The sequence below is a fragment of the Adlercreutzia sp. ZJ473 genome, from assembly GCF_013185065.1.
Lineage (GTDB): Bacteria > Actinomycetota > Coriobacteriia > Coriobacteriales > Eggerthellaceae > CAAEEV01.
In genome coordinates, this window is sequence record NZ_JAAVTO010000003.1 from 38,209 (window position 1) to 56,570 (window position 18,362).

At 66.0% G+C, this 18,362-nt stretch carries 18 protein-coding genes; 8 read left to right on the forward strand and 10 right to left on the reverse strand.

The features are described from left to right. The first annotated feature begins 108 nt into the window (after positions 1-108). Together HRL41_RS01190 and HRL41_RS01195 are read left to right on the forward strand one after the other, a co-directional pair. Positions 109-1,218 carry a hypothetical protein gene (locus HRL41_RS01190; protein ID WP_172135148.1) on the forward strand — a complete coding sequence of 370 codons (1,110 nt, stop codon included), beginning with the start codon at positions 109-111 and terminating at the stop codon, positions 1,216-1,218. Positions 1,219-1,306: 88 nt separating this feature from the next. Further along, positions 1,307-1,990 (forward strand): PspA/IM30 family protein, encoded by a 684-nt coding sequence (locus HRL41_RS01195; RefSeq protein ID WP_172135149.1) that lies wholly within the window; start codon positions 1,307-1,309, stop codon positions 1,988-1,990. Between the two features lie 180 nt (positions 1,991-2,170). Here HRL41_RS01195 and HRL41_RS01200 read toward each other — a convergent pair whose 3' ends face one another. Beyond that, complete coding sequence (locus HRL41_RS01200; protein WP_165171331.1) at positions 2,171-2,641, reverse strand: universal stress protein; 471 nt, start codon at positions 2,639-2,641, stop codon at positions 2,171-2,173. A gap of 206 nt (positions 2,642-2,847) precedes the next feature. Further along, positions 2,848-3,258: an MOSC domain-containing protein gene (locus HRL41_RS01205; RefSeq protein ID WP_216662448.1), complete on the reverse strand. Its 411-nt coding sequence runs from the start codon at positions 3,256-3,258 to the stop codon at positions 2,848-2,850. A 471-nt stretch (positions 3,259-3,729) separates the two neighbouring features. On the opposite strand from HRL41_RS01205, the gene HRL41_RS01210 reads away from it, so the two are divergent. From HRL41_RS01210 to pknB, 5 genes are all read left to right on the forward strand, one after another. Beyond that, positions 3,730-4,638: a DUF3662 and FHA domain-containing protein gene (locus HRL41_RS01210; protein WP_172135151.1), complete on the forward strand. Its 909-nt coding sequence runs from the start codon at positions 3,730-3,732 to the stop codon at positions 4,636-4,638. 50 nt (positions 4,639-4,688) lie between these two features. Beyond that, positions 4,689-5,102: an FHA domain-containing protein gene (locus tag HRL41_RS01215; protein ID WP_165055170.1), complete on the forward strand. Its 414-nt coding sequence runs from the start codon at positions 4,689-4,691 to the stop codon at positions 5,100-5,102. After that, positions 5,102-6,385: a Stp1/IreP family PP2C-type Ser/Thr phosphatase gene (locus HRL41_RS01220; protein WP_172135152.1), complete on the forward strand. Its 1,284-nt coding sequence runs from the start codon at positions 5,102-5,104 to the stop codon at positions 6,383-6,385. The genes HRL41_RS01215 and HRL41_RS01220 overlap by 1 nt, the downstream gene beginning before the upstream one ends. Continuing rightward, positions 6,382-9,162 (forward strand): FtsW/RodA/SpoVE family cell cycle protein, encoded by a 2,781-nt coding sequence (locus tag HRL41_RS01225; RefSeq protein ID WP_172135153.1) that lies wholly within the window; start codon positions 6,382-6,384, stop codon positions 9,160-9,162. Before HRL41_RS01220 ends, HRL41_RS01225 begins: the two co-directional genes overlap by 4 nt. Before the next feature lie 118 nt (positions 9,163-9,280). Next, the gene (pknB, locus tag HRL41_RS01230; RefSeq protein WP_371808774.1) at positions 9,281-11,179 is read left to right on the forward strand and encodes a Stk1 family PASTA domain-containing Ser/Thr kinase; all 1,899 of its coding nucleotides are present in this window, start codon (positions 9,281-9,283) and stop codon (positions 11,177-11,179) included. Between the two features lie 328 nt (positions 11,180-11,507). Here pknB and HRL41_RS01235 read toward each other — a convergent pair whose 3' ends face one another. The 4 genes from HRL41_RS01235 to HRL41_RS01250 all read right to left on the reverse strand — a co-directional run bounded on the left by HRL41_RS01235 (position 11,508) and on the right by HRL41_RS01250 (position 14,549). Then, on the reverse strand, positions 11,508-13,028 hold the full coding sequence (locus tag HRL41_RS01235) for an ATP-binding protein (RefSeq protein ID WP_172135154.1): 1,521 nt from the start codon (positions 13,026-13,028) through the stop codon (positions 11,508-11,510). A 6-nt stretch (positions 13,029-13,034) separates the two neighbouring features. Further along, positions 13,035-13,739 carry a response regulator transcription factor gene (locus tag HRL41_RS01240; RefSeq protein WP_172135155.1) on the reverse strand — a complete coding sequence of 235 codons (705 nt, stop codon included), beginning with the start codon at positions 13,737-13,739 and terminating at the stop codon, positions 13,035-13,037. A 93-nt stretch (positions 13,740-13,832) separates the two neighbouring features. Continuing rightward, a complete protein-coding gene (locus HRL41_RS01245) occupies positions 13,833-14,252 on the reverse strand; it encodes a putative toxin-antitoxin system toxin component, PIN family (RefSeq protein WP_172135156.1) in 420 nt (139 codons plus the stop codon). 3 nt (positions 14,253-14,255) lie between these two features. Beyond that, entirely contained in the window at positions 14,256-14,549 is a 294-nt protein-coding gene (locus tag HRL41_RS01250) for a hypothetical protein (protein WP_172135157.1), read from the reverse strand. A 456-nt stretch (positions 14,550-15,005) separates the two neighbouring features. Here HRL41_RS01250 and HRL41_RS01255 point away from each other — a divergent pair, with 456 nt between their 5' ends. Further along, positions 15,006-16,394, forward strand: a complete 1,389-nt coding sequence (locus tag HRL41_RS01255; RefSeq protein ID WP_172135158.1) for an ATP-binding protein — start codon at positions 15,006-15,008, stop codon at positions 16,392-16,394. Between the two features lie 338 nt (positions 16,395-16,732). On the opposite strand, the gene HRL41_RS01260 is transcribed toward HRL41_RS01255, so the two are convergent. The 4 genes from HRL41_RS01260 to HRL41_RS01275 all read right to left on the reverse strand — a co-directional run bounded on the left by HRL41_RS01260 (position 16,733) and on the right by HRL41_RS01275 (position 18,236). Then, the gene (locus HRL41_RS01260; protein ID WP_172135159.1) at positions 16,733-16,987 is read right to left on the reverse strand and encodes a type II toxin-antitoxin system RelB/DinJ family antitoxin; all 255 of its coding nucleotides are present in this window, start codon (positions 16,985-16,987) and stop codon (positions 16,733-16,735) included. Positions 16,988-17,282: 295 nt separating this feature from the next. Beyond that, positions 17,283-17,513: a hypothetical protein gene (locus tag HRL41_RS01265; RefSeq protein WP_172135160.1), complete on the reverse strand. Its 231-nt coding sequence runs from the start codon at positions 17,511-17,513 to the stop codon at positions 17,283-17,285. Then, on the reverse strand, positions 17,503-18,015 hold the full coding sequence (locus HRL41_RS01270; protein WP_172135161.1) for a DUF3990 domain-containing protein: 513 nt from the start codon (positions 18,013-18,015) through the stop codon (positions 17,503-17,505). Before HRL41_RS01270 ends, HRL41_RS01265 begins: the two co-directional genes overlap by 11 nt. Next, positions 18,012-18,236, reverse strand: coding sequence for a DUF3791 domain-containing protein (locus HRL41_RS01275; protein WP_172135162.1), 225 nt, complete (start codon positions 18,234-18,236; stop codon positions 18,012-18,014). Before HRL41_RS01275 ends, HRL41_RS01270 begins: the two co-directional genes overlap by 4 nt. Between the last annotated feature and the right edge of the window lie 126 nt (positions 18,237-18,362).

Genomic DNA, 18,362 nt, shown 5'->3' on the forward strand with positions numbered 1-18,362 from the left:
GCCCAGCCGCAGGCGCCTCGCGAAAACGTGAATTTTTCGGCAGCGTGCGCCTCGCAGCTCCCGCAATCCCGCATAATAAACGCTGTACGAACTGCGAAAGGGTATTTCATGGGCAGATCAGGTGGCGGCGGGTTCGGTGGCGGATTCGGCGGAGGCGGGTTCTCGGGAGGGTTCTCGGGCGGCGGCCGGTCGTCGGGAGGGTTCAGCGGCGGCTCGCACGATGGCTCGGGCGGACGGTCGGGCGGACCGCACGGCGGCTCGCATGGCGGGTTCGGCGGCTTCGGCGGGTTCTTCGGCCACGGCCCCATCATCATCAACGCCCCGCGCACCAGCTACCACGGCGGCTCGGGCGGCAGCGGCGGCGCGGGCGGTCCCGGCAGCCCCGACCAGCCTCCCTACTCCAACAAGCCCGACGGCAACGGGCCGCAGAAGCCCCCGCGCAAGAGCGGCGGGCTCGGCACCGCGTTCGCCATCATAGCCGTCGTCGCGTTCGTCCTGTTCGCCTACGGCCTGCTCGGCGGCTCGGCGGGCTGCTCGTCGAGCGACGTCGCGGCCTCCACGGTCGAGCGCGAGGCGCTGCCCGCGGGCTCCGTCGTCGAGACGCCCTACTACACCGACCAGGACGGAGACTGGATAAGCAACTCGAGCACGCTCGAGCGCGGCATGCGCCAGTTCTACATGGACACCGGCGTGCAGCCCTACCTCTACATACTGCCGAACGGCACCACCACCTCGACCTCCGAGCTCAGCGACGCGGCCGAGAGGCTCTACGGCGAGCTGTTCGAAGACGAGGCGCACTTCCTGCTCGTGTTCTGCGACAACGGCAACGGCGGCTACAACTGCGGCTACACCATCGGCTCGCAGGCCAAGACCATCATGGACGCCGAGGCGCTCGACATCTTCGCCGACTACCTCGACCGCTACTACAACGACTACTCGCTGAGCGAGGACGAGATCTTCGCAAAGACCTACGAGGACACCGCCGCGCGCATCATGAGCGTGACGCCCTCGCCCGTGGTGCCCGTCGCCGTGTGCGTCACCGTGCTGGCGGTGGCCGTCATCATAGCCATGGTGCTGAAGCGCCGCCGCGAGGCGAAGGAGCGCGAGCGCATCCGCCAGCAGGAGATCCTCAGCACGCCGCTCGAGATGTTCGGCGACACCGAGGTGGAGGAGCTCGCGAAGAAGTACGAGAGCGACCAGAAGGACTCAAAGGACTAGGAAAAGGGAAGAGAAGCGGGGACCAATCTTCGCGACCTGCGAAGATGCAGATACAGAGGGCCTGCGGGCCAGACAGGAGAGCAACACCATGGGCAACATCCTCGATCGCTTCGCCAGCATCATCAAGGCGAACATCAACGACCTGCTGGACAGGGCCGAAGATCCCGAGAAGATGGTCGAGCAGTACATGCGCGACCTGACCGAGAGCCTTGCTGAGGTCAAGGAGGCCACCGCCGGCGTCATGGCCGAGGAGGCGCGCTGCAAGCGGCTCGTCGACGACAACCAGGCCGACATCGACCGCTACGAGAGCCTCGCCCGCAAGGCGCTCGTAGCCGGCGAGGAAGGCGACGCGCGCACGTTCCTCGCGAAGAAGCAGGAGCTCGCGGGCCGCGCCGAGGGACTGAAGGCGGCCTTTGACGCCGCGCATGAGAACGCCGCGAAGATGCGCCAGATGCACGACAAGCTGGTGAGCGACATCGAGACGCTCAAGGCGCGCAAGGAGACCATCAAGGCGAAGGCCGCCGTCGCCAAGACGCAGCAGAAGGTGAACGAGATGACCGGCGCGAGCGACCGCGCCGAGGGCGCCATCAGCGCGTTCAACCGCATGGAGGCCAAGGCCGACGAGATGCTCGACCGCGCCAACGCCATGGAGGAGCTCAACGCCGCGCCCGTCGACGAGGCCGCCGAGCTCGAGAAGAAGTACGCGGCAGCCGGGGCCAGCGCCGCCGTCGACGAGGACCTCGCCCGCCTGAAGCGGGAGATGGGCCTGTAGAACGCGAGGCGCTCGGCGCCAATCGCCAGACGCGAAGGCGCCGGGCGCGAACGCGGACCGCAGAACGCGGGGCGCCGGGCGCGAACGCGAACCATCGAGCGCGAACGCAGAACGCGCCGAAGAACGAGGAAGGGGCCGCGCGAGCAGCCCCTTCCCCACATTCAGCCCGTCGCCTCGCGCTTACTTCACGATGAGCACGGGCTTGTTCGTCTTGTGCAGCACCGAGTAGCACACGCTGCCGAGCATGCCGCGCACGGCGCCGAGGCCGCGATGCCCCATGACGATGCAGTCGTAGTCGCCCTCGTCCGCATACGCCGTGATGCTGTCGTGGGCCGAGCCGTTCACGATGGCGATGTCGATGCCCGCGAAGTCGCCCACGACGTCGGCGATGTCCTCGGAGACGCGCGCGGTGGCCTCGCGAGCCGCCTCCTCGCCCACGTCGGCGATGGCGTTCATGTCGAGCGAGTCGCCCAAGACGCCCGACATGCGGCTGGCGATCTTGAACGTCTCGGCGTTGTAGTCATGCCAGTCGACCACGTTGAGAACCGTGACCTGCGCTCCCGCGATGTCCTTGACCATCTCGATCGCCTCGGCCAGGGCATGGCGCGCCGGATCGGACTTGTCGTAGGGAACCAGAACTTTCTTGTACATAAGACCCTCCTCACGCATGTGGCCTTTGCGCCGCGCCGCGGGCAGCATCCCCCCGTGCGAGCCGCGGGCCGCGCTCCTTACCTTTCCTATCTTAGCGCATTATTCCGCAGGCAGGTAGCGATTCACGTGCGCAACCTCCTCGCACGCGCGGATCAGACAGACGTCGGGGCTCTCGTGAGCAGGCTGGCCATGGCACGTCGCCGCGGCTACTCCTCCAGAAGGCTGATCTCGTCTCCTTCGGAGATGACACCGCCGGATATCACGCGGCAGAACACGCCCTCGCGCGGCATGATGCAGTCGCCCATCTTGTGGTAGATGGCGCAGTGCGCATGGCACTCCTTGCCGATCTGGGTGAGCTCGAGCACCACGTCGCCCGAGACGAAGCGCGTGCCGATGGGCAGCGCCTTCAGGTCGAAGCCCTCCACGATGATGTTCTCGCCGAACGAGCCGTTCACCACGTCGGCGCCGCGCGCCTTGAACTCCTCGATCTTCTCGTACGACAGCAGGCTCACCTGGCGGTGCCACGCGCCCGCATGCGCGTCGCCGTCAATGCCCCATTCGGGCTTGAGCTCGACGGAAGGCTTCTCGGTTTTCTGGATTCCCTTGATGTCGCTCATGCAGACTGCTTTGACCACGCCCATGGCATGCACCCTTCTCGTAGGCGATACGCCGCGCGCCACCCCGACGTACCCGGTGCAAGCCATATGTCCCCAGCTGCAAGCCGCAGCTGCAATCCCGCGCTTCGCTGCACGACGAGCGCGCGGGCCCCTCTCGGCGCGGGAACATTATAGCAAAGCGTGAATGATTCGCAACAGGAATAACCGAAATCCCGAGCACCTGGGTAATCCCAGCGCAAGCGCCCGGCGTGGACGCGCCCGGCCCCTCCCGACTGCCCCGGCCCGAGCACCTCCGAACTGGGATTATTTTCCCGCTGGGTATGGCGATTGCGTAAAGTATCGCGCCAAGGTGAAGCCTTCGGGGTGCGTTTATGGCATCATGGTACAGATTATTGCGTGTTTCGCAGCCTTCCGGGGCCGCGTTGACCATGAGAAGGGCCGCGCAAGGCGGCAAGCAGTCAAGGAGATGTCATGGGCTTCCTTTCGAAGTTTGAGGGAAAGATGGAGGACACGGTGGAGGGTGCTGCCGAGAAGATGGGCGCGTCCCCCATCTCGCCGGTCCAGATCGCCAAGAAGGCCGAGAAGCAGATGCGCCGCAACAAGATGGTGGGCGCCGGCAAGCAGTACGCCCCCACGCTCTACACCATCCTCGTGAGCCAAGACGACGACGCGCGCCTGTTCGGCTACTACCCCACCCTCGCAGGCGAGACGGAGACCTACCTGGCCGCGAAGGCCGCCGAGCACGGCCTGGTCATGGACGGCCAGCCGCTCGTGCGCTTCATCGCCGACGCCGACCTCAAGCACGGCAAGTTCGAGGTGATCGCCGAGATGGTGGCGGCGCCCCTGGTGGCTCAGCTGCGCCAGGAGGAGATGGAGCGCTACGGCATCGCCCCCGCTCCGCGCGCCGCCGGGCGCCCCGGGCAGCGTCCGATGCGGCGCGGCGCCCGCCCGATGCCCCAGCCCACCGCCCAACCCGACCCCTACGCGCCCCAGCCTGCGGCCGCGCCCGCCGAGTACGCCGGCGAGCCGCAGACCATGGTGTTCGGCCAGGAGGCTCCCGTCGAGGAAGCCGAGATGCCGCCCGCGCAGGACCTGCAGGCCTACCTCTACGACATCACCAACGACCGCGCCTTCACGCTCACGGGGCACCCCATGAGCATCGGCCGCGAGTCGCGCAACGACGTCGTCATCCCCGACATCAACGCCTCGCGCCGCCACGCCGAGATCCACATGGAGCCCACCGGCACCTGGGTCCTCGCCGACCTGGGGTCCACCAACGGCACCTTCGTCAACGGCCGTCAGATCAAGTCGGTTCCCCTGCGTGACGCCGACCACCTCATCATCGGAACCACCGAACTCGAGTTCCAGCTGCTGCTCTAGCCGCGCCGCAAGCCAAGCCGAGCTCACGCCGAGAAAGGCCGGAACCCACCGTGATCGATGTCGTCCTGCTCATAGCGCGCCTCCTGTTCGTCGCGCTGCTGTACCTGTTCCTGTTCGCCATCATGCGCACGGGAATCGGGCAGGTGCGCGGAACCCGCAAGAAGGAGCGCACCTGGAACCTGTCCGTCGAGCGCGGCCCCAAGGAGCTGCGCGGCGTGTCCATCGCCGTGCACGGTCCCGTCATCGTGGGACGCTCGCCGGGAGCTGACATCGTGGTCGGCGCCGGGTACGTGTCCGGGCGCCACGCGCGCTTCCAGCTCATGGGCCAGAACCTCTTCGTGGAGGACCTCGGCTCGACCAACGGGACGTCCGTGAACGGCCAGTTCATCACCGCGCCCTGCGCCTTGCGTGACAAGGACGTGGTCAACGTGGGCGACGTCGCCATCCGCGTGAGGTACGCCTGATGTCGCGCAGGGCGCGCAAGGGAAGCGCCGCCTTCGGCAGCCGCACCGACGTGGGCTGCGTGCGCGAGCACAACGAGGACAGCCTGGTCGTCGCCCCGCCGCTGTACGTGGTGTGCGACGGCATGGGCGGACACGCCGCCGGCGAGGTGGCCTCCGAGATCGCCGTCGACGTGATCGCGAAGCGCGCGCCGGCCTACCCCGACGCCACCGCGCTCGGCCAGGCCGTCGAGGAGGCGAACCTCGCCGTCATCCGCGGCGCGCAGGAGGGCGTCGGGCGCGCCGGCATGGGATGCACCTGCACGGCGGCCATGCTCGAGAACGAGCGCCTCGTCATCGCGCAGGTGGGCGACTCGCGCGCCTACCTTCTGCACCAGGGCCGCCTGCAGCAGCTCACGCGCGACCACAGCTTCGTGGCCGACCTCGTGGAGTCGGGGCAGATCACCCCGGCCGAGGCGCGCGTCCACCCGCAGCGCTCGGTCATCACGCGCGCGCTCGGCAGCGACCCGCGCACCCAGCCCGACCTCTTCGAGATCAACGTGGAGACGGGCGACCGCCTGCTCCTGTGCTCGGACGGCCTGAGCTCCATGATCGAGGACGACGAGATCGAAGACGTCCTCAACCGCACCGCCGACCCGCAGCTCGCCGCATCGCAGCTGGTCAACGCCGCGATCGCCGCGGGCGGCTGCGACAACGTCACCGTGATCGTGGTCAACGTCACGGGGTTCGCCGAGGTGCGCCGCAAGAAGGTGGCGCGCAAGACGAAGGTCACCGCCGCGCTCCTCGTGGTGCTTCTGGCCGCCATCCTCGGCGGCGCGGCCTACGCGTTCAACTTCTGGACCTCCAACGCGGCCTACCTCGCCGAGCAAGACGGGAAGGTGGCCATCTACCAGGGCGTTCCCGGAACCATCTTGGGGATGAGCTTCTCGGAGCTCGTCGAGGTGACCGACGTGCCCGTCGACGAGCTGCAGCCGGGCGCGGCCAACCGCATCAAGGACGAGGGCCTGCGCACCGACTCGCTCGAGGACGCCCAAGAGCTCGTCGAGAGCTACCGCGCCGACATCAAGGCGCGCGAGGACCAGGAGAAGGAGGCGGCGGCTGCCGCCAGCAGCGCGCGGGCAGCTGCGAGCTCGAGCAGCAGCACGGCCGCGAGCGCGAACGGCGGCGCGGGCGCGCAGGGCGCCGCCAACCCGGCGGGCGCGAGCGCGCAGGGCGCGCCAAGCCCCGCGAGCTCCGCCTCAGCAGCCGCCAACCCCGTCCCCGCCGCGAGCGGTGATGCCGCGTGACGCGCCGCAACATCGAGCTTCTGCTCCTCGTCATAGCCGCGCCCCTCGTCATCGTGCTGTTCGCCATGATGGTGGTCACCGGCGGCCAGGAGCTGTCCTTCAACACACTCGGCGTGCCCATCGGCATCTTCGCCGCGTTCGTGACAGCCCACCTCGCCGTGCGCAAGCTCGCGCCCGAGGCGGACCCGGCGCTTCTGCCCATCACCTTCGCGCTGTCGGGCATCGGCATCGCGTTCGTCACGCGCCTGGCGCCCGATTTGGCATCGCGCCAGCTCATGTGGCTGTTCGCAGGCGTCGCCTGCATGGTCGTGGTGCTCGCCGTCGTGCGCAACCTCGACAAGCTCGCGCACTACAAGTACACGCTCATGATCGCGGGCGTGCTGCTCCTGCTCGCGCCCATGCTCCCCGTCGTCGGCACCGAGATCAACGGCAGCCGCCTGTGGCTGCAGGTGGGGTCGTTCTCGTTCCAACCCGGCGAGATCGCCAAGATCTGCATCGTGCTGTTCCTCGCGGCCTACCTCGCGCAGAACCGCGAGATGCTCTCCGTGTTCACCTGGGACGTGGGCCCCTTCCGCCTGCCCTCGCTCCCCACGCTCATGCCCCTGCTCGTCATGTGGGCGCTCGCGTTCGTCATCGTCGTGCTCGAGAAGGACCTCGGCTCGGCGCTCGTGCTGTTCACCGTGTTCCTCGTGATGCTCTACGTGGCCACGGGCAAGAAGCTCTACGTGGTCGTGGGCGCCCTGCTCGCGGGCGCGGCCGCCGTGGTGCTGTGGATGGGCTTCTCCCACGTGCAGCAGCGCGTCGACATCTGGCTCGACCCCTTCGCCGACGCCTCGGGCGCCGGCTACCAGGTGGTGCAGGGCATCTACTCCATGGCCGACGGCGGGCTGTTCGGCGTCGGCATCGGCCGCGGCATGGCCGACCTCATCCCCTACGTGGAGAACGACTTCATCTTCGCCGCCATCGCCGAGGAGACGGGGCTGCTCGGCGCGGCGGGCGTGCTGCTGCTGTTCCTCTGCTTCGCCATCCGCGGCATCCTCACCGCGGCGCGCGCGAAGTCCGACGTCAGCTCGTTCACCGCAGCGGGCCTCACCTCCATCATCGTGCTGCAGGCGTTCATCATCGTCGGCGGCGTCACGCGCCTCATCCCGCTCACGGGCATCACGCTGCCCTTCGTGAGCCAGGGCGGCTCGTCGCTTCTGGCGGGCTTCATCATCCTGGGCCTGCTTCTGCGCTGCGGCGACGAGGGCACCGGCCTCGGCAAGGAGATGGCGAGCGCCACCTCCACGTTCTCGGCGAACAGCGTGCTCGGGCGCGTGTCGCTCGGCAAGAACCTCACGGGCGCGATCATCGTGTTCTCGGTGATGTTCGCGCTCCTGGTGGCGAACATCACGATGATCATGGTGGTCCAGGCCAAGGACTACCAGAGCATGCCGGGCAACGGGCACACGCTCGCGCGCGAGTCTCAGACCGAGCGCGGGACCATCTCGACCTACGACGGCGTGGTGCTCGCCCAGTCCGTGAAGGGCGACGACGGCTCCTACACGCGCCTCTACCCCGCCGGCGAGCTGGCCTCGCACGTGGTGGGCTACGCCTCCGAGCGCTTCGGCACCAGCGGCATCGAGGCCGCCTACAACGACACGCTCAAAGGCCAGGAGAACTACGCCACCTGGACTGACGCCATCAACTCGCTCGCAGGCGTGAGCACGCCGGGCAACGACGTCGCCCTCACGCTGAACTCGAAGATCCAGCAGGCCGCCCAGGACGCGCTGGCCGGCTACACCGGCGCCTGCGTGGTCATGGACCCCGAGACGGGCGCGGTGCTCGCGCTGGCCTCCTCGCCCACCTACGACGCCGCCGCCATCGAGGACCTCCTGGCCGCGGCCGCGAGCTCCGGCGACTCCGGCTCGAGCGCGCTGTTCAACCGCGCCACGCAAGCCGTCTACGCGCCGGGCTCCACCTTCAAGATGGTCACGCTGGCCACCGCGCTGGAAGACGGGGTGGCGAAGGAGGACACCACGTTCGACTCGCCTGGCAGCATGGAGATCGGCAACGCCCCGGTGACTAACTTCGACGAGTACGCCTACGGCACCATCACGCTGGCGCGTGCCACCGAGCTCTCCTCGAACACCGTGTTCGGCCAGCTCGGCGAGCTCATGGGGCCCGAGCGCCTCGTGGCCGGCGCCGAGGACTTCGGCTTCAACCAGGACATCGACTTCGACCTGCCGCTGTCCACCTCGCTCATGCCCGACCCCGAGGACATGACCACGTGGGAGACGGCGTGGGCCGCCGCGGGCGAGCCCGTCGGCGAGAGCAGGACGGCCAACCACCCGAGCCCGGCCGGCCCGCAGGCCACCGTGCTGGAGATGGCCCTCGTGGGATGCGCCATCGCCAACGACGGCGCCGTCATGCAGCCCTACCTGGTGGACGGCATCTACAACGCCAACGGCGAGCGCAGCTTCACGGCCAAGCCCGCCAAGCTCATGCAGGCCGTCACCGCAAGCACCGCGCAGCGCACGCTCGAGGTGCTCAAGGGCGTCGTGTCGCGCGGCACCGGCACCGAGGCCGCCATCCCCGGCGTCACCGTGGCGGGCAAGACGGGCACTGCCGAGGCCGCGGGCAAGCAGGACAGCAGCTGGTTCGTGGGCATCGCGCCCGCCGAGAGCCCGCGCGTGGTGGTGGCGATCACGCTCGAGGAAGTGGGCAGCACCGCTTCCGCAGACGCCAAGGCGCGTTCAGTGCTGCAAACCGCGCTTTCGGTGCAAGGAGTTTTATAGATAACCGCGAAATGGTGCGATAACGCGCGATGCCCCGCTACAATGGGGTATGCTGGCAAGAATCGCATTACAACGCAGCTGAGACGTACGAAGAATGTGACCAAAAGGAGCGACCAAGGTGGCAACGCAAGGACCAATGACCGGCAGGGTCTTCAGTGGCCGTTATCAGATCAACGACCGCATTGGCATCGGCGGCATGGCAGAGGTCTACCGCGCGCAGGACAACGTGCTCGGTCGATCGGTCGCCGTCAAGGTGATGCTGCCCCAGTACGCCGCCGATCCCGACTTCACGCGCCGCTTCCGCCAGGAGGCCGCGGCGGCGGCCAACCTGCAGAGCCCCTACATCGTCAACGTGTACGACTGGGGCCAGGACGACGACACGTACTACATCGTGATGGAGTTCGTGCGCGGCTCCGACCTCAAGACCGCCATCCAGCAGCGCGGCGCCATCAACCAGCGCAAGGCGGCGGAGATCGGCGCGCAGGTGTGCCAGGCGCTCACCGTGGCGCACAACCAGGACATCATCCACCGCGACATCAAGCCGCAGAACATCATGGTGCAGCCCGACGGCAACGCCAAGGTGATGGACTTCGGCATCGCGCGCGCGAAGAACTCCGTGAACGACCAGACCTCCTCGGTCCTGGGCACGGCGCACTACATCTCGCCCGAGCAGGCGCAGGGCAAGGAGCTCACCGCCGCGAGCGACATCTACTCGCTCGGCATCGTGCTGTACGAGGCGACCACCGGCAAGCTCCCCTTCGACGGGCCCGACGCCGTGGGCGTGGCCCTCAAGCAGGTGAAGGAGTACCCGCCCGCGCCGAGCGAGATCAACCCCGACATCGACCCGGCGCTCGAGGACATCATCCTCACGGCGCTCGAGAAGAACCCGGCCGACCGCTTCGCCACCGCGAACGACATGCGCTTGGCGCTCAACGACTTTCTGGCCGGGCGCGCCGTCAGCATCGCCGGCGGGCGCAACAACTTCACCGAGGCGCAGACGCGCGTGATCGGCCCCGTGGCCGCGGGCGGCACCGTGCCCGTCGACGCCACGCAGACCATGCCCGTCGTGGGCGGCGCGGGCGGACATGCCGGCGGCGCCGGCTACGGCGGCTCCACGAGCTACCGCGCCGAGCCCCCCAAGAAGTCGAAGCGCGGCGCTATCATCGCGCTGGTGGCGGTGCTCGCCATCGCGCTGGTGGCGGGCATAGCGTACGCCTTCATGAGCAGCGAGGGAGACAAGGGCACGCCGGTGCCCAACGTGGTGGGCTCAACCTACGAGCAGGCCGTCGCAGCGCTCGAGGGCGCTGGCTTCGAGGTAGGCGCGCCCAACTACACCTACGATGCAACCGTCGAGGAGGGCCTGGTCATCAGCCAGAGCCCGAAGGCCGAGGAGAGCAAGCCCGCAGGCACCAAGATAACGCTGACCATCTCGCAGGGCACCGAGCAGATCACCGTGCCCGACCTGCGCGGATGCACGCTCGAGCAGGCGAAGAGCAAGGTGGGCAGCAACTTCACCATCAACTACACGGGCAGCCAGAACTCCTCGGAGTACGAGAAGGACCGCATCATGATCCAGAGCCCCGCAGCCGGCGACAAGGCCGAGAAGGGCTCGACCATCGACTACGTGATATCGCTCGGCCCCGAGGACATCACGGTGCCCAACGTGATCGGCTACGGCGAGACGGGAGCCCTCAGCGCGCTGCAGGACGCGGGCCTCAAGGTGACCACCCAGTACGCGTACTCGGACGACGCGCCGGCGGGCCTCGTGATCGACCAGAGCCTGAGCGCAGGCTCGAAGGTGGAGCACGGCGCCTCGATCACCATCACGGTGTCGAAGGGCGAGGATCCCTCGAAGAAGCCGCCCGCGTCCTCCTCGAGCAGCGCCTCCAGCAGCGCGAGCAGCAGCGCCTCCAGCAGCGCTGCGAGTAGCGCTGCGAGCAGCGCTGCGGCAGCAGCCAACAACGCCCGCTCAGCTGGCGGAGCAAGCGGAGCCGACAAGGCGGCTGACAAGAAGTAGCATTGATGAGCGCGCCGGGCAGGGAGCGCGCAGAGACGCTGAGCTGCGAAACGCAAGCATCGAAACGAAGGGGAGCCGCACATCGTGCGACTCCCCTTTTCGCTCCTATAAGGCCCTGCCCCCACCAGAAGGATGAACCCACCTCAAAAGGTGGGTGCTCGCAGCTGGCCTCCTGGCTTTCGCGTCAACGGACGCGAATCTCCATTCCACCCGCTATCTTGAGCTCCCTCAATCATATTCATCGGTCCATCGCAAAATATGGCGGAAGCAGAACCTGACTTCAGTATAGGCAAACAACCTCACATGAAAAGTCTTGACAAAGTAACAACTACTCGGCAGGGAACCGCAGAATGAACGTCGTCCCGTGCCCCAGCTCGCTCTCCACCACGATGGTGCCGCCGTGGTAGAGCACGGCGTGCTTCACGATGGCGAGGCCGAGGCCCGTGCCGCCCGTCTCCTTCGAGCGGCTCTTCTCCATGCGGTAGAAGCGCTCGAAGATCTTCTCGTGCTTGTCGGCGGGGATGCCCGGGCCCGTGTCGGTCACGCGCACGACCACCTGGCGCTGCGCATGCGCCGCACTCGCTGCCGTCGCGCCCGCATGCGCCGCAGCAGCGCCCCCCCGCGCCGGTGAGGCCGCATCCGCACGCGCTGCGCCCTCCCCTTCGCCAGCCGTCGCGCCCGCGAGCGGCGCGCCTTCCTCCTCGCAGACGACCACCTTGACCGAGCCGCCCGCATGGTTGTAGCGGATCCCGTTCTCGATCAGGTTGTACGCCATCTCCTCCACGAGCGTCTCGTTGCCGCGCATGACCGCGCCGGTCCCGCTCACCTCCACGCTCACGTCGTGCTCGTTGGCCAGCATCGTCAGGCGGCCCGCTGCGCGCCTCGCCACGCCGAGCACGTCCACGAGCACCATCGCCTCGTGCTCGAGCGGCGTCTGCACCTCGTCGAGGCGCGAGAGCGTGAGCACGTCGTTGATCAGCGAGCGCATGGCCTGCGACTCGGAGTAGATGAGGCCCGCGAACCGCGCCGTGTCCTCGGGCGGCACCAGGCCGCTCTCCATCAGCTCAGCGTAGCCGGAGATCACCTGCAGCGGCGTCTTCATCTCGTGCGACACGTTCGCGGAGAAGTCGCGGCGCAGGCTCTCGGCGCGGGCGAGCTCCTCGTTCTGCGCCTTCAGCTGGCGCTGCTGCTCGTCGATGCGCACCAGAAGCGGGCTCATCTCCTCGTAGATCTCGTTCTCGAGCGGGTCGGAGAAGTCAAGCGCGTCAATGGGCTTCATGATGCGCCGCGTGAGCAGGCGCGACAGCATGAGCACGAGCAGCGCCGCCACCGCGAACGCCGTGACGACGGGAACGACCAGGCCGCCTGCGAAGGCCAGCAGCGACTCGCGCGACTCCGACAGGCGCACGACCGACCCGTCGTCGAGGAGCACCGCCGCATACACGGTGTCGGTGCCGAGAGTCTCGGAGAAGCGCGTGACGGCGCCCTCGCCCGAGGCCTCCGCGGCCTGCACCTCGGGACGGCTGGCGTGGTTGGGAAGCGTGGACGCGTCGGGCGTCGAGCTGTCGAAGAGCACCACGCCGTCGGGGTCGATGAGCGTGAAGCGCACGAGCCCCGCGAACTGCTCCTCCAAGGTGGAGAGGTTGCTCCCGCTCGACGTCTCGTTCAGGTACACCGCCGCGTTGCGCGCCTGCGACATCAGGCGCATCTCGCCGTCGCGCTCGAACGACACGTAGTAGATGCTCGTGAGCACGACCGACATCACCGCGATCACGCACAGCGTGAACACCAGAACCGTTGAGAAGATCTTGCCCGAGAGGCTCCGCGTGCCGCGGCGCGACGTGGTCATGAGACCCTACTCGATGACCCTCAGGCAGTAGCCCACGCCGCGCACCGTGCCGATGAGCAGGTCAGCGCCTTCCTTCGCGCGCGCGAGCTTCTGGCGCAGCGTCTGGATGTGCACGTCAACCGTGCGCGTCTCGCCCACGTACGTGACGCCCCACACGTCCTCGAGCAGCTGGGCGCGCGTGAGGACGTGCCCGCGGTTGCGCATGAGGGCATGCAGGAGGTCGAACTCCTTGAGCGTGAGGGACACGGGGGTGCCGCCCACCACCACGGTGCGCGCGGCGGGCGAGAGCACGATGGGACCGACCGAGAGCTCGCCCTCGGGCTCGCCCGCCGTGGCCTGCGCCTGCTGCTGCGCGCGGCGCAGAAGCGCGTTCACGCGCGAGACGAGCTCCATCATGCCGAAGGGCTTGGCGAGGTAGTCGTCGGCGCCCGCGTCGAGGCCGCACACGGTGTCGTACTCGGTGCCCTTCGCGGTGAGCATCATCACCGGCAGCGTGGAGGTGGACTCGTCGGCGCGCACGCGGCGCAGGATCTCGAGCCCGTCGACGTCGGGCAGCATGATGTCGAGCAGGATGAGCTCGGGGACTTCCTCGCGGCATGCGGCGAAGAACTCGTCGGCATGGGCGAACCCTCGCGCCTCGAACCCCGCCTGCTTGAGCGCGTAGACGGTGAGGTCGCGGATGTTGGTGTCATCTTCAACGTAGTAGATCATTTCGCCATTGTAACGCGCCCCCGCGAGGAAACCCCGCCCATCCGCATCAAATTTGGGTAAAAGTTTGCAAGCCGAGAACGAAGCGAGGGTCTTCTACACGCCCGCTTCCGCGCACCAGCCGAGGAAGTCCTCAGGGCCGATTACGGTGACGCCCAGGAAGGGGAAGTCCTTGAGGTTGTTGGTCAGCAGCACGCCGCTCACGTACACCACTGCCTCGAGAAACGGACGATCCTTCTCGTCGGGGAAGACGATGGCGGGAATGTACTTGGGAACGACCTCCTCCCCGACGTCGAGCACAAGGCGAAGGAGCGCGTCGGCTTGGGGGACGAGGCCGCGTGACGAGACGAGAGGCCGATGCAGTACGTCGGCGTACTCGTCGACCATCTGAGAGCTATAGCACAGCCTGAGGGGCGTGGCAGGATCGAGGATCTTCCTCAAAGCCTGGCGGTTGGGGCCGTTGCGCTTGATGAGCGATGCCACGAGCACGTTCGTGTCGATGACCACGTTCACCATGGCCTATGCCACCAAGTCCCGAGACCTGACCTCTCGAACCTTCTCGACATAGGCCACGATGTCCTCGATGGTTGGCTCGGGCGCCTCGTAGGCGTCAAGCTTCTCGTCGGCAGCGGCCATGATGGCATCGAACCGATCGAGAGGGCTTTCAGCCGACTCCAGCTCGGTATCAAAGAAGTCGCGCGCCGCCTGGGACAGGTTCGTCCCGCGAGACCGGTAGAGCTCGGCAAGCGCCGTCTTTTTCTCAGGCTCGATGCGAATCCTGATGACGTCAGTCATTGCGTCAGCAGCCGACATGATTGCCTCCCTCATATAGCTACGTTTGTAGCTACATTGTAGCAGCATGTCAGGAAAAGCGCGACCGCTTCTTCCAGGTCGCCGATCTCGTGCAGAACGAGCAGAGATGAGTCAGAAAACGGAGCCCCTAGAGAACAGCCTCGCCGCATCTAGACGACAGCGATGGTCCGCCTGCTGGATACGCTGATATGCCGGTATGCGTCCTTTCCCATGATTACCTCCTATCTCGCATGGCGAGAAGGCGCATGGGGACATGCTACGACATCGGATGTGCCCGCATTTTGCGACACTGACAGACCTAATGCCTGGTGTTTGGCACTAAAGATGGCAATCAACTCTTGATATTGATGTAACGAATTTTTGCAGTATCAGATGCGCTAGAACTTGCGTATTCTTGCAGTAAGGAGCTATTGTGGACTAGCGTATTCTTGCATCTCTCATCAGGAGGTCCCTAGGATGTTCAAGCGGAAGTGCTACGACAAACTGCTGGAGTGGAAGAACGTGTCCGCAGGCAAGAGCGCCGTCCTCGTCGAGGGGGCGCGCCGCGTGGGCAAGACGACGCTCGTGCAACAGTTCGCCTCGGCCGAGTACGCCGACTCCATCTACATCGACTTCTCCAAAGCGCCCAAAGCCGTTGCGAACCTCTTCCTCAACGAGAGGGAAGACGTCGATGCGTTCCTGCGCATGCTCCAGCTCCACTACGCGAAGAAGCTCCCCGAGCGCAAGTCCGTCATCATATTCGACGAGGTGCAGCGGCTCCCCATAGCACGCGAGTACATCAAGCACCTCGTTGCTGACGGGCGCTTCGACTACATCGAGACGGGCTCCCTCATCTCCATCCGCAAGAACGTGAAGGACATCGTCATCCCGTCCGAGGAAGAGCGCCTGCCCCTGCACCCGCTCGACTTCGACGAGTACCTGTGGGCCTTGGGCCTTGACGCGTACGTCGACGCCATACGCGACGCGTTCGAGCGCAGAGCGCCGCTGCCCGACTCGGTGCACGCGAAGATCATGCGCGCGTTCAACGAGTACATGCTCGTAGGCGGCATGCCCCAGTCCGTGCAGGCGTTCGCCGAGTCCAAGGACTTCGGCCCCTGCGACCGCGTCAAGCGGAACATCCTCAACCTGTACCTCGAGGACATCGGAAAGTTCGGCGGCACCGAGGCGCGTCGCGCACGCGCGCTCTTCCAAGAGCTTCCCGGTCAGCTTTCCGCCGCGTCTAAGCGCTTCAAGTTCGCAAGCGCGGGAGAGGGGGCCGGGAAAGGCGGGACGGGGCGGTTCGAGGAGTACGAACCCGCCATCGACTGGCTGGAGGACGCGCACCTCGTGAACCCGTGCCGCTTGTGCACGGACCCCTCCGTCGGACTCCGCCTCTCCGAAAAGGCCAGCTCCCTCAAGCTCTACATGGCCGATACGGGCCTTCTCGTCACGCTCGCCTTCGCCGACGGGCCCAGGTCCATGGAGGTGCACCGGGACATCCAGTTCGGGCGCGTGAGCGTCAACCGCGGCATGCTCGCGGAGAACGTCGTGGCCCAGCAGCTGCGCGCCCGCGGCCATGCGCTCTTCTACCACACCTGGGAGGAGCCCGGACGGAGAGAAGGGGCGCGACCCCGCCCGCGCGAGATCGACTTCCTCGTCACAGGGCCCTACGGGAGCGCGGGCGGGAAGCTTCGCGTCAGCCCCATCGAGGTCAAGTCATCCAAAAGCTACTCCACGGTCTCGCTCGATGACTTCAAGAGGAAGTACGCCAAGCGCGCGGGCGTCGAGATAGTGCTCCACCCCAAGCAGCTTCGGGCGGAGGGCGACCGCACGTATCTGCCCCTGTACATGGCCGGGCTTCTGTAAGGCTGCGCGACGCGTAGGCGGCTGGCCTGGAAGGCTTCGACGACAAGGCAAGCGCGGCCCGGCGCCTGCCGTGCGTGAGGGCGTGGAAATAGGCTACGTGGTGCGAAGCGTCGAGGACAGCGCCCGCGACGTCACCCACATTGCTCCCGTACGCGACCAGAAGCAGCCCAAGCGCCGTAGCGCCCCGAACTCTTGAGCGAGTCCTTCCTGAAGAGCATGGATCGCACTTGACTGCGCGTCTCCGCCGATGGCCTACCGATCTCCGTAATGAGACTTGCAGGACGCGATCTCAAGGCTTCCCTCTCGGATCCTCATCCCACGCCTCGGGCGCCCAGATCTTATTCATCGACAAGCTCCCGAGCTACTCCAGCACCAGCATCAAGAGCAGCCGCCGAGCGGCGAAGATGGGCGAGGTTCTCTTCGCTGTAAAACGGATCCACGGAGACCTCAAACGGAATGCGGCGCTCACGACCCATCTTCTTGGCGAAGATGTTGAAAGCGGTCGACATGCTCATGCCGAGCTCCTTACACGCCGACTCCATGTTCTTCTTGGTTTCCTCATCCATGCGCACGTTAACCATCGCAGTAGCCACGACAGGCCTCCTTTCATCTTGCCGCGACAATATCATATCGCCTATCTATTGTAAAGCAGAACGATATACAATCAATAGCATTATGGAACGGCTAGTTGTAAATGCTCACCCAAGTGTTGCGGTTGCTTTGAAAAGCTACCTATTTCCGCGAGCGACCTTTCGAGGCTTTCGTTTCGAACAAGATATGCCATGAAGCATGCGCGCAGGCAACTCGGGCGGCTATGTTCGGAAGTGGTTTTTCGAGATGCGTGTGGTGAACTGAGCGTCTGAGCCGAATCTCTCCAGCGCCTCATCTTCACTTCCTTGGGGCGCATTCCCCAAGATCAATCAGCTTCACGTGCACGGCGTAGAGATACGAGGGGCTCTGCAGGTACAGGCCGGTCTCGGGGTCGACAAGACCCTCGAACGTCTTCGAAGCATAGAACTCCCGCATGGCATCCACCGCCGAGCAGCCACGCTCGTGCATGATTATCTTCACGACATCTTGGGTGTTGTATTCAATCAGCTGCGCAACATCAGAGGACATGCCAAGCACCGACTTTCGACAGAAGAGCCACCGCGCGAGGCGTGTGGAAGGAGAACTGATCCGACGCCCTCTTGTACGCCAAACCCTCCTTCAGCCTTCTCTCGTCAATATAGCCCCTGGCGAACTGGCGTAGGAGAAGCGTGACGTCATCATTGCCCACCGGACCGTAGACGACGTCGTATTTGCAGTCGGCATTGCACTCCTCGGAAGCGATGTCTGCGAAACGACGATCCCGGTTGTTGATGACGAACACCGCCCACTCCTCGGAAACGCCTTCAAACACGCGAACCCTCAGCGAGCTATTCTCAAGGATGTCGTCCGGCACCTCGAAAGCAGTCACGACAGGCGTGCCGCCATAGAACCTCGACGTGCGCGCGGCCATCTTCTCTGCCTGGATGCGAAGGCTCGTGAGGTAGAAGCCCCTGCCGAAGTCCTTGTAAGGGTTAGAGCGCGAGAGGTCTACCTCATCGATTTCGACGTTGGAGCCATGATACAGAATCATGCCAGCCCCGCCCGGCTTCTAGCGTAGAGTGCGTTCAGCGCGTCGAGCGTCGATGAGACGGGGAGGGTGTGCTCTATCTCGTAGCTCTCTTCGAGTGCGTCGATGCCGCCGCAGGAAAGCAGCCGCGAGAACGCCTCCTTCTGGGAAATGCCCGAAAAGTCGGCGTACTCGTTCACGATCATGACCATGTAGTCGACCATCTTCTCGCTGTCCTTCGCCACAGCCCGGCCCTCCTACGGTTCTGCCCGGATCGGCTCCTTGCCACCCGATTATATCCCATGCGGTTAAGCTGCGTTGGAATCGTCATCATGTCCCCCAGTTCGACCATCCGCGCAATCTTTGCTAAC

Bases quoted from the DNA above. Each gene is read 5' to 3' on its own strand.
- HRL41_RS01190 (WP_172135148.1), top strand. From the start codon at position 109: ATGGGCAGATCAGGTGGCGGCGGGTTCGGTGGCGGATTCGGCGGAGGC.
- HRL41_RS01195 (WP_172135149.1), top strand. From the start codon at position 1,307: ATGGGCAACATCCTCGATCGCTTCGCCAGCATCATCAAGGCGAACATC.
- HRL41_RS01200 (WP_165171331.1), bottom strand. From the start codon at position 2,641: ATGTACAAGAAAGTTCTGGTTCCCTACGACAAGTCCGATCCGGCGCGC.
- HRL41_RS01205 (WP_216662448.1), bottom strand. From the start codon at position 3,258: ATGAGCGACATCAAGGGAATCCAGAAAACCGAGAAGCCTTCCGTCGAG.
- HRL41_RS01210 (WP_172135151.1), top strand. From the start codon at position 3,730: ATGGGCTTCCTTTCGAAGTTTGAGGGAAAGATGGAGGACACGGTGGAG.
- HRL41_RS01220 (WP_172135152.1), top strand. From the start codon at position 5,102: ATGTCGCGCAGGGCGCGCAAGGGAAGCGCCGCCTTCGGCAGCCGCACC.
- HRL41_RS01235 (WP_172135154.1), bottom strand. From the start codon at position 13,028: ATGACCACGTCGCGCCGCGGCACGCGGAGCCTCTCGGGCAAGATCTTC.
- HRL41_RS01240 (WP_172135155.1), bottom strand. From the start codon at position 13,739: ATGATCTACTACGTTGAAGATGACACCAACATCCGCGACCTCACCGTC.
- HRL41_RS01245 (WP_172135156.1), bottom strand. From the start codon at position 14,252: ATGGTGAACGTGGTCATCGACACGAACGTGCTCGTGGCATCGCTCATC.
- HRL41_RS01250 (WP_172135157.1), bottom strand. From the start codon at position 14,549: ATGTCGGCTGCTGACGCAATGACTGACGTCATCAGGATTCGCATCGAG.
- HRL41_RS01255 (WP_172135158.1), top strand. From the start codon at position 15,006: ATGTTCAAGCGGAAGTGCTACGACAAACTGCTGGAGTGGAAGAACGTG.
- HRL41_RS01265 (WP_172135160.1), bottom strand. From the start codon at position 17,513: ATGTCCTCTGATGTTGCGCAGCTGATTGAATACAACACCCAAGATGTC.
- HRL41_RS01270 (WP_172135161.1), bottom strand. From the start codon at position 18,015: ATGATTCTGTATCATGGCTCCAACGTCGAAATCGATGAGGTAGACCTC.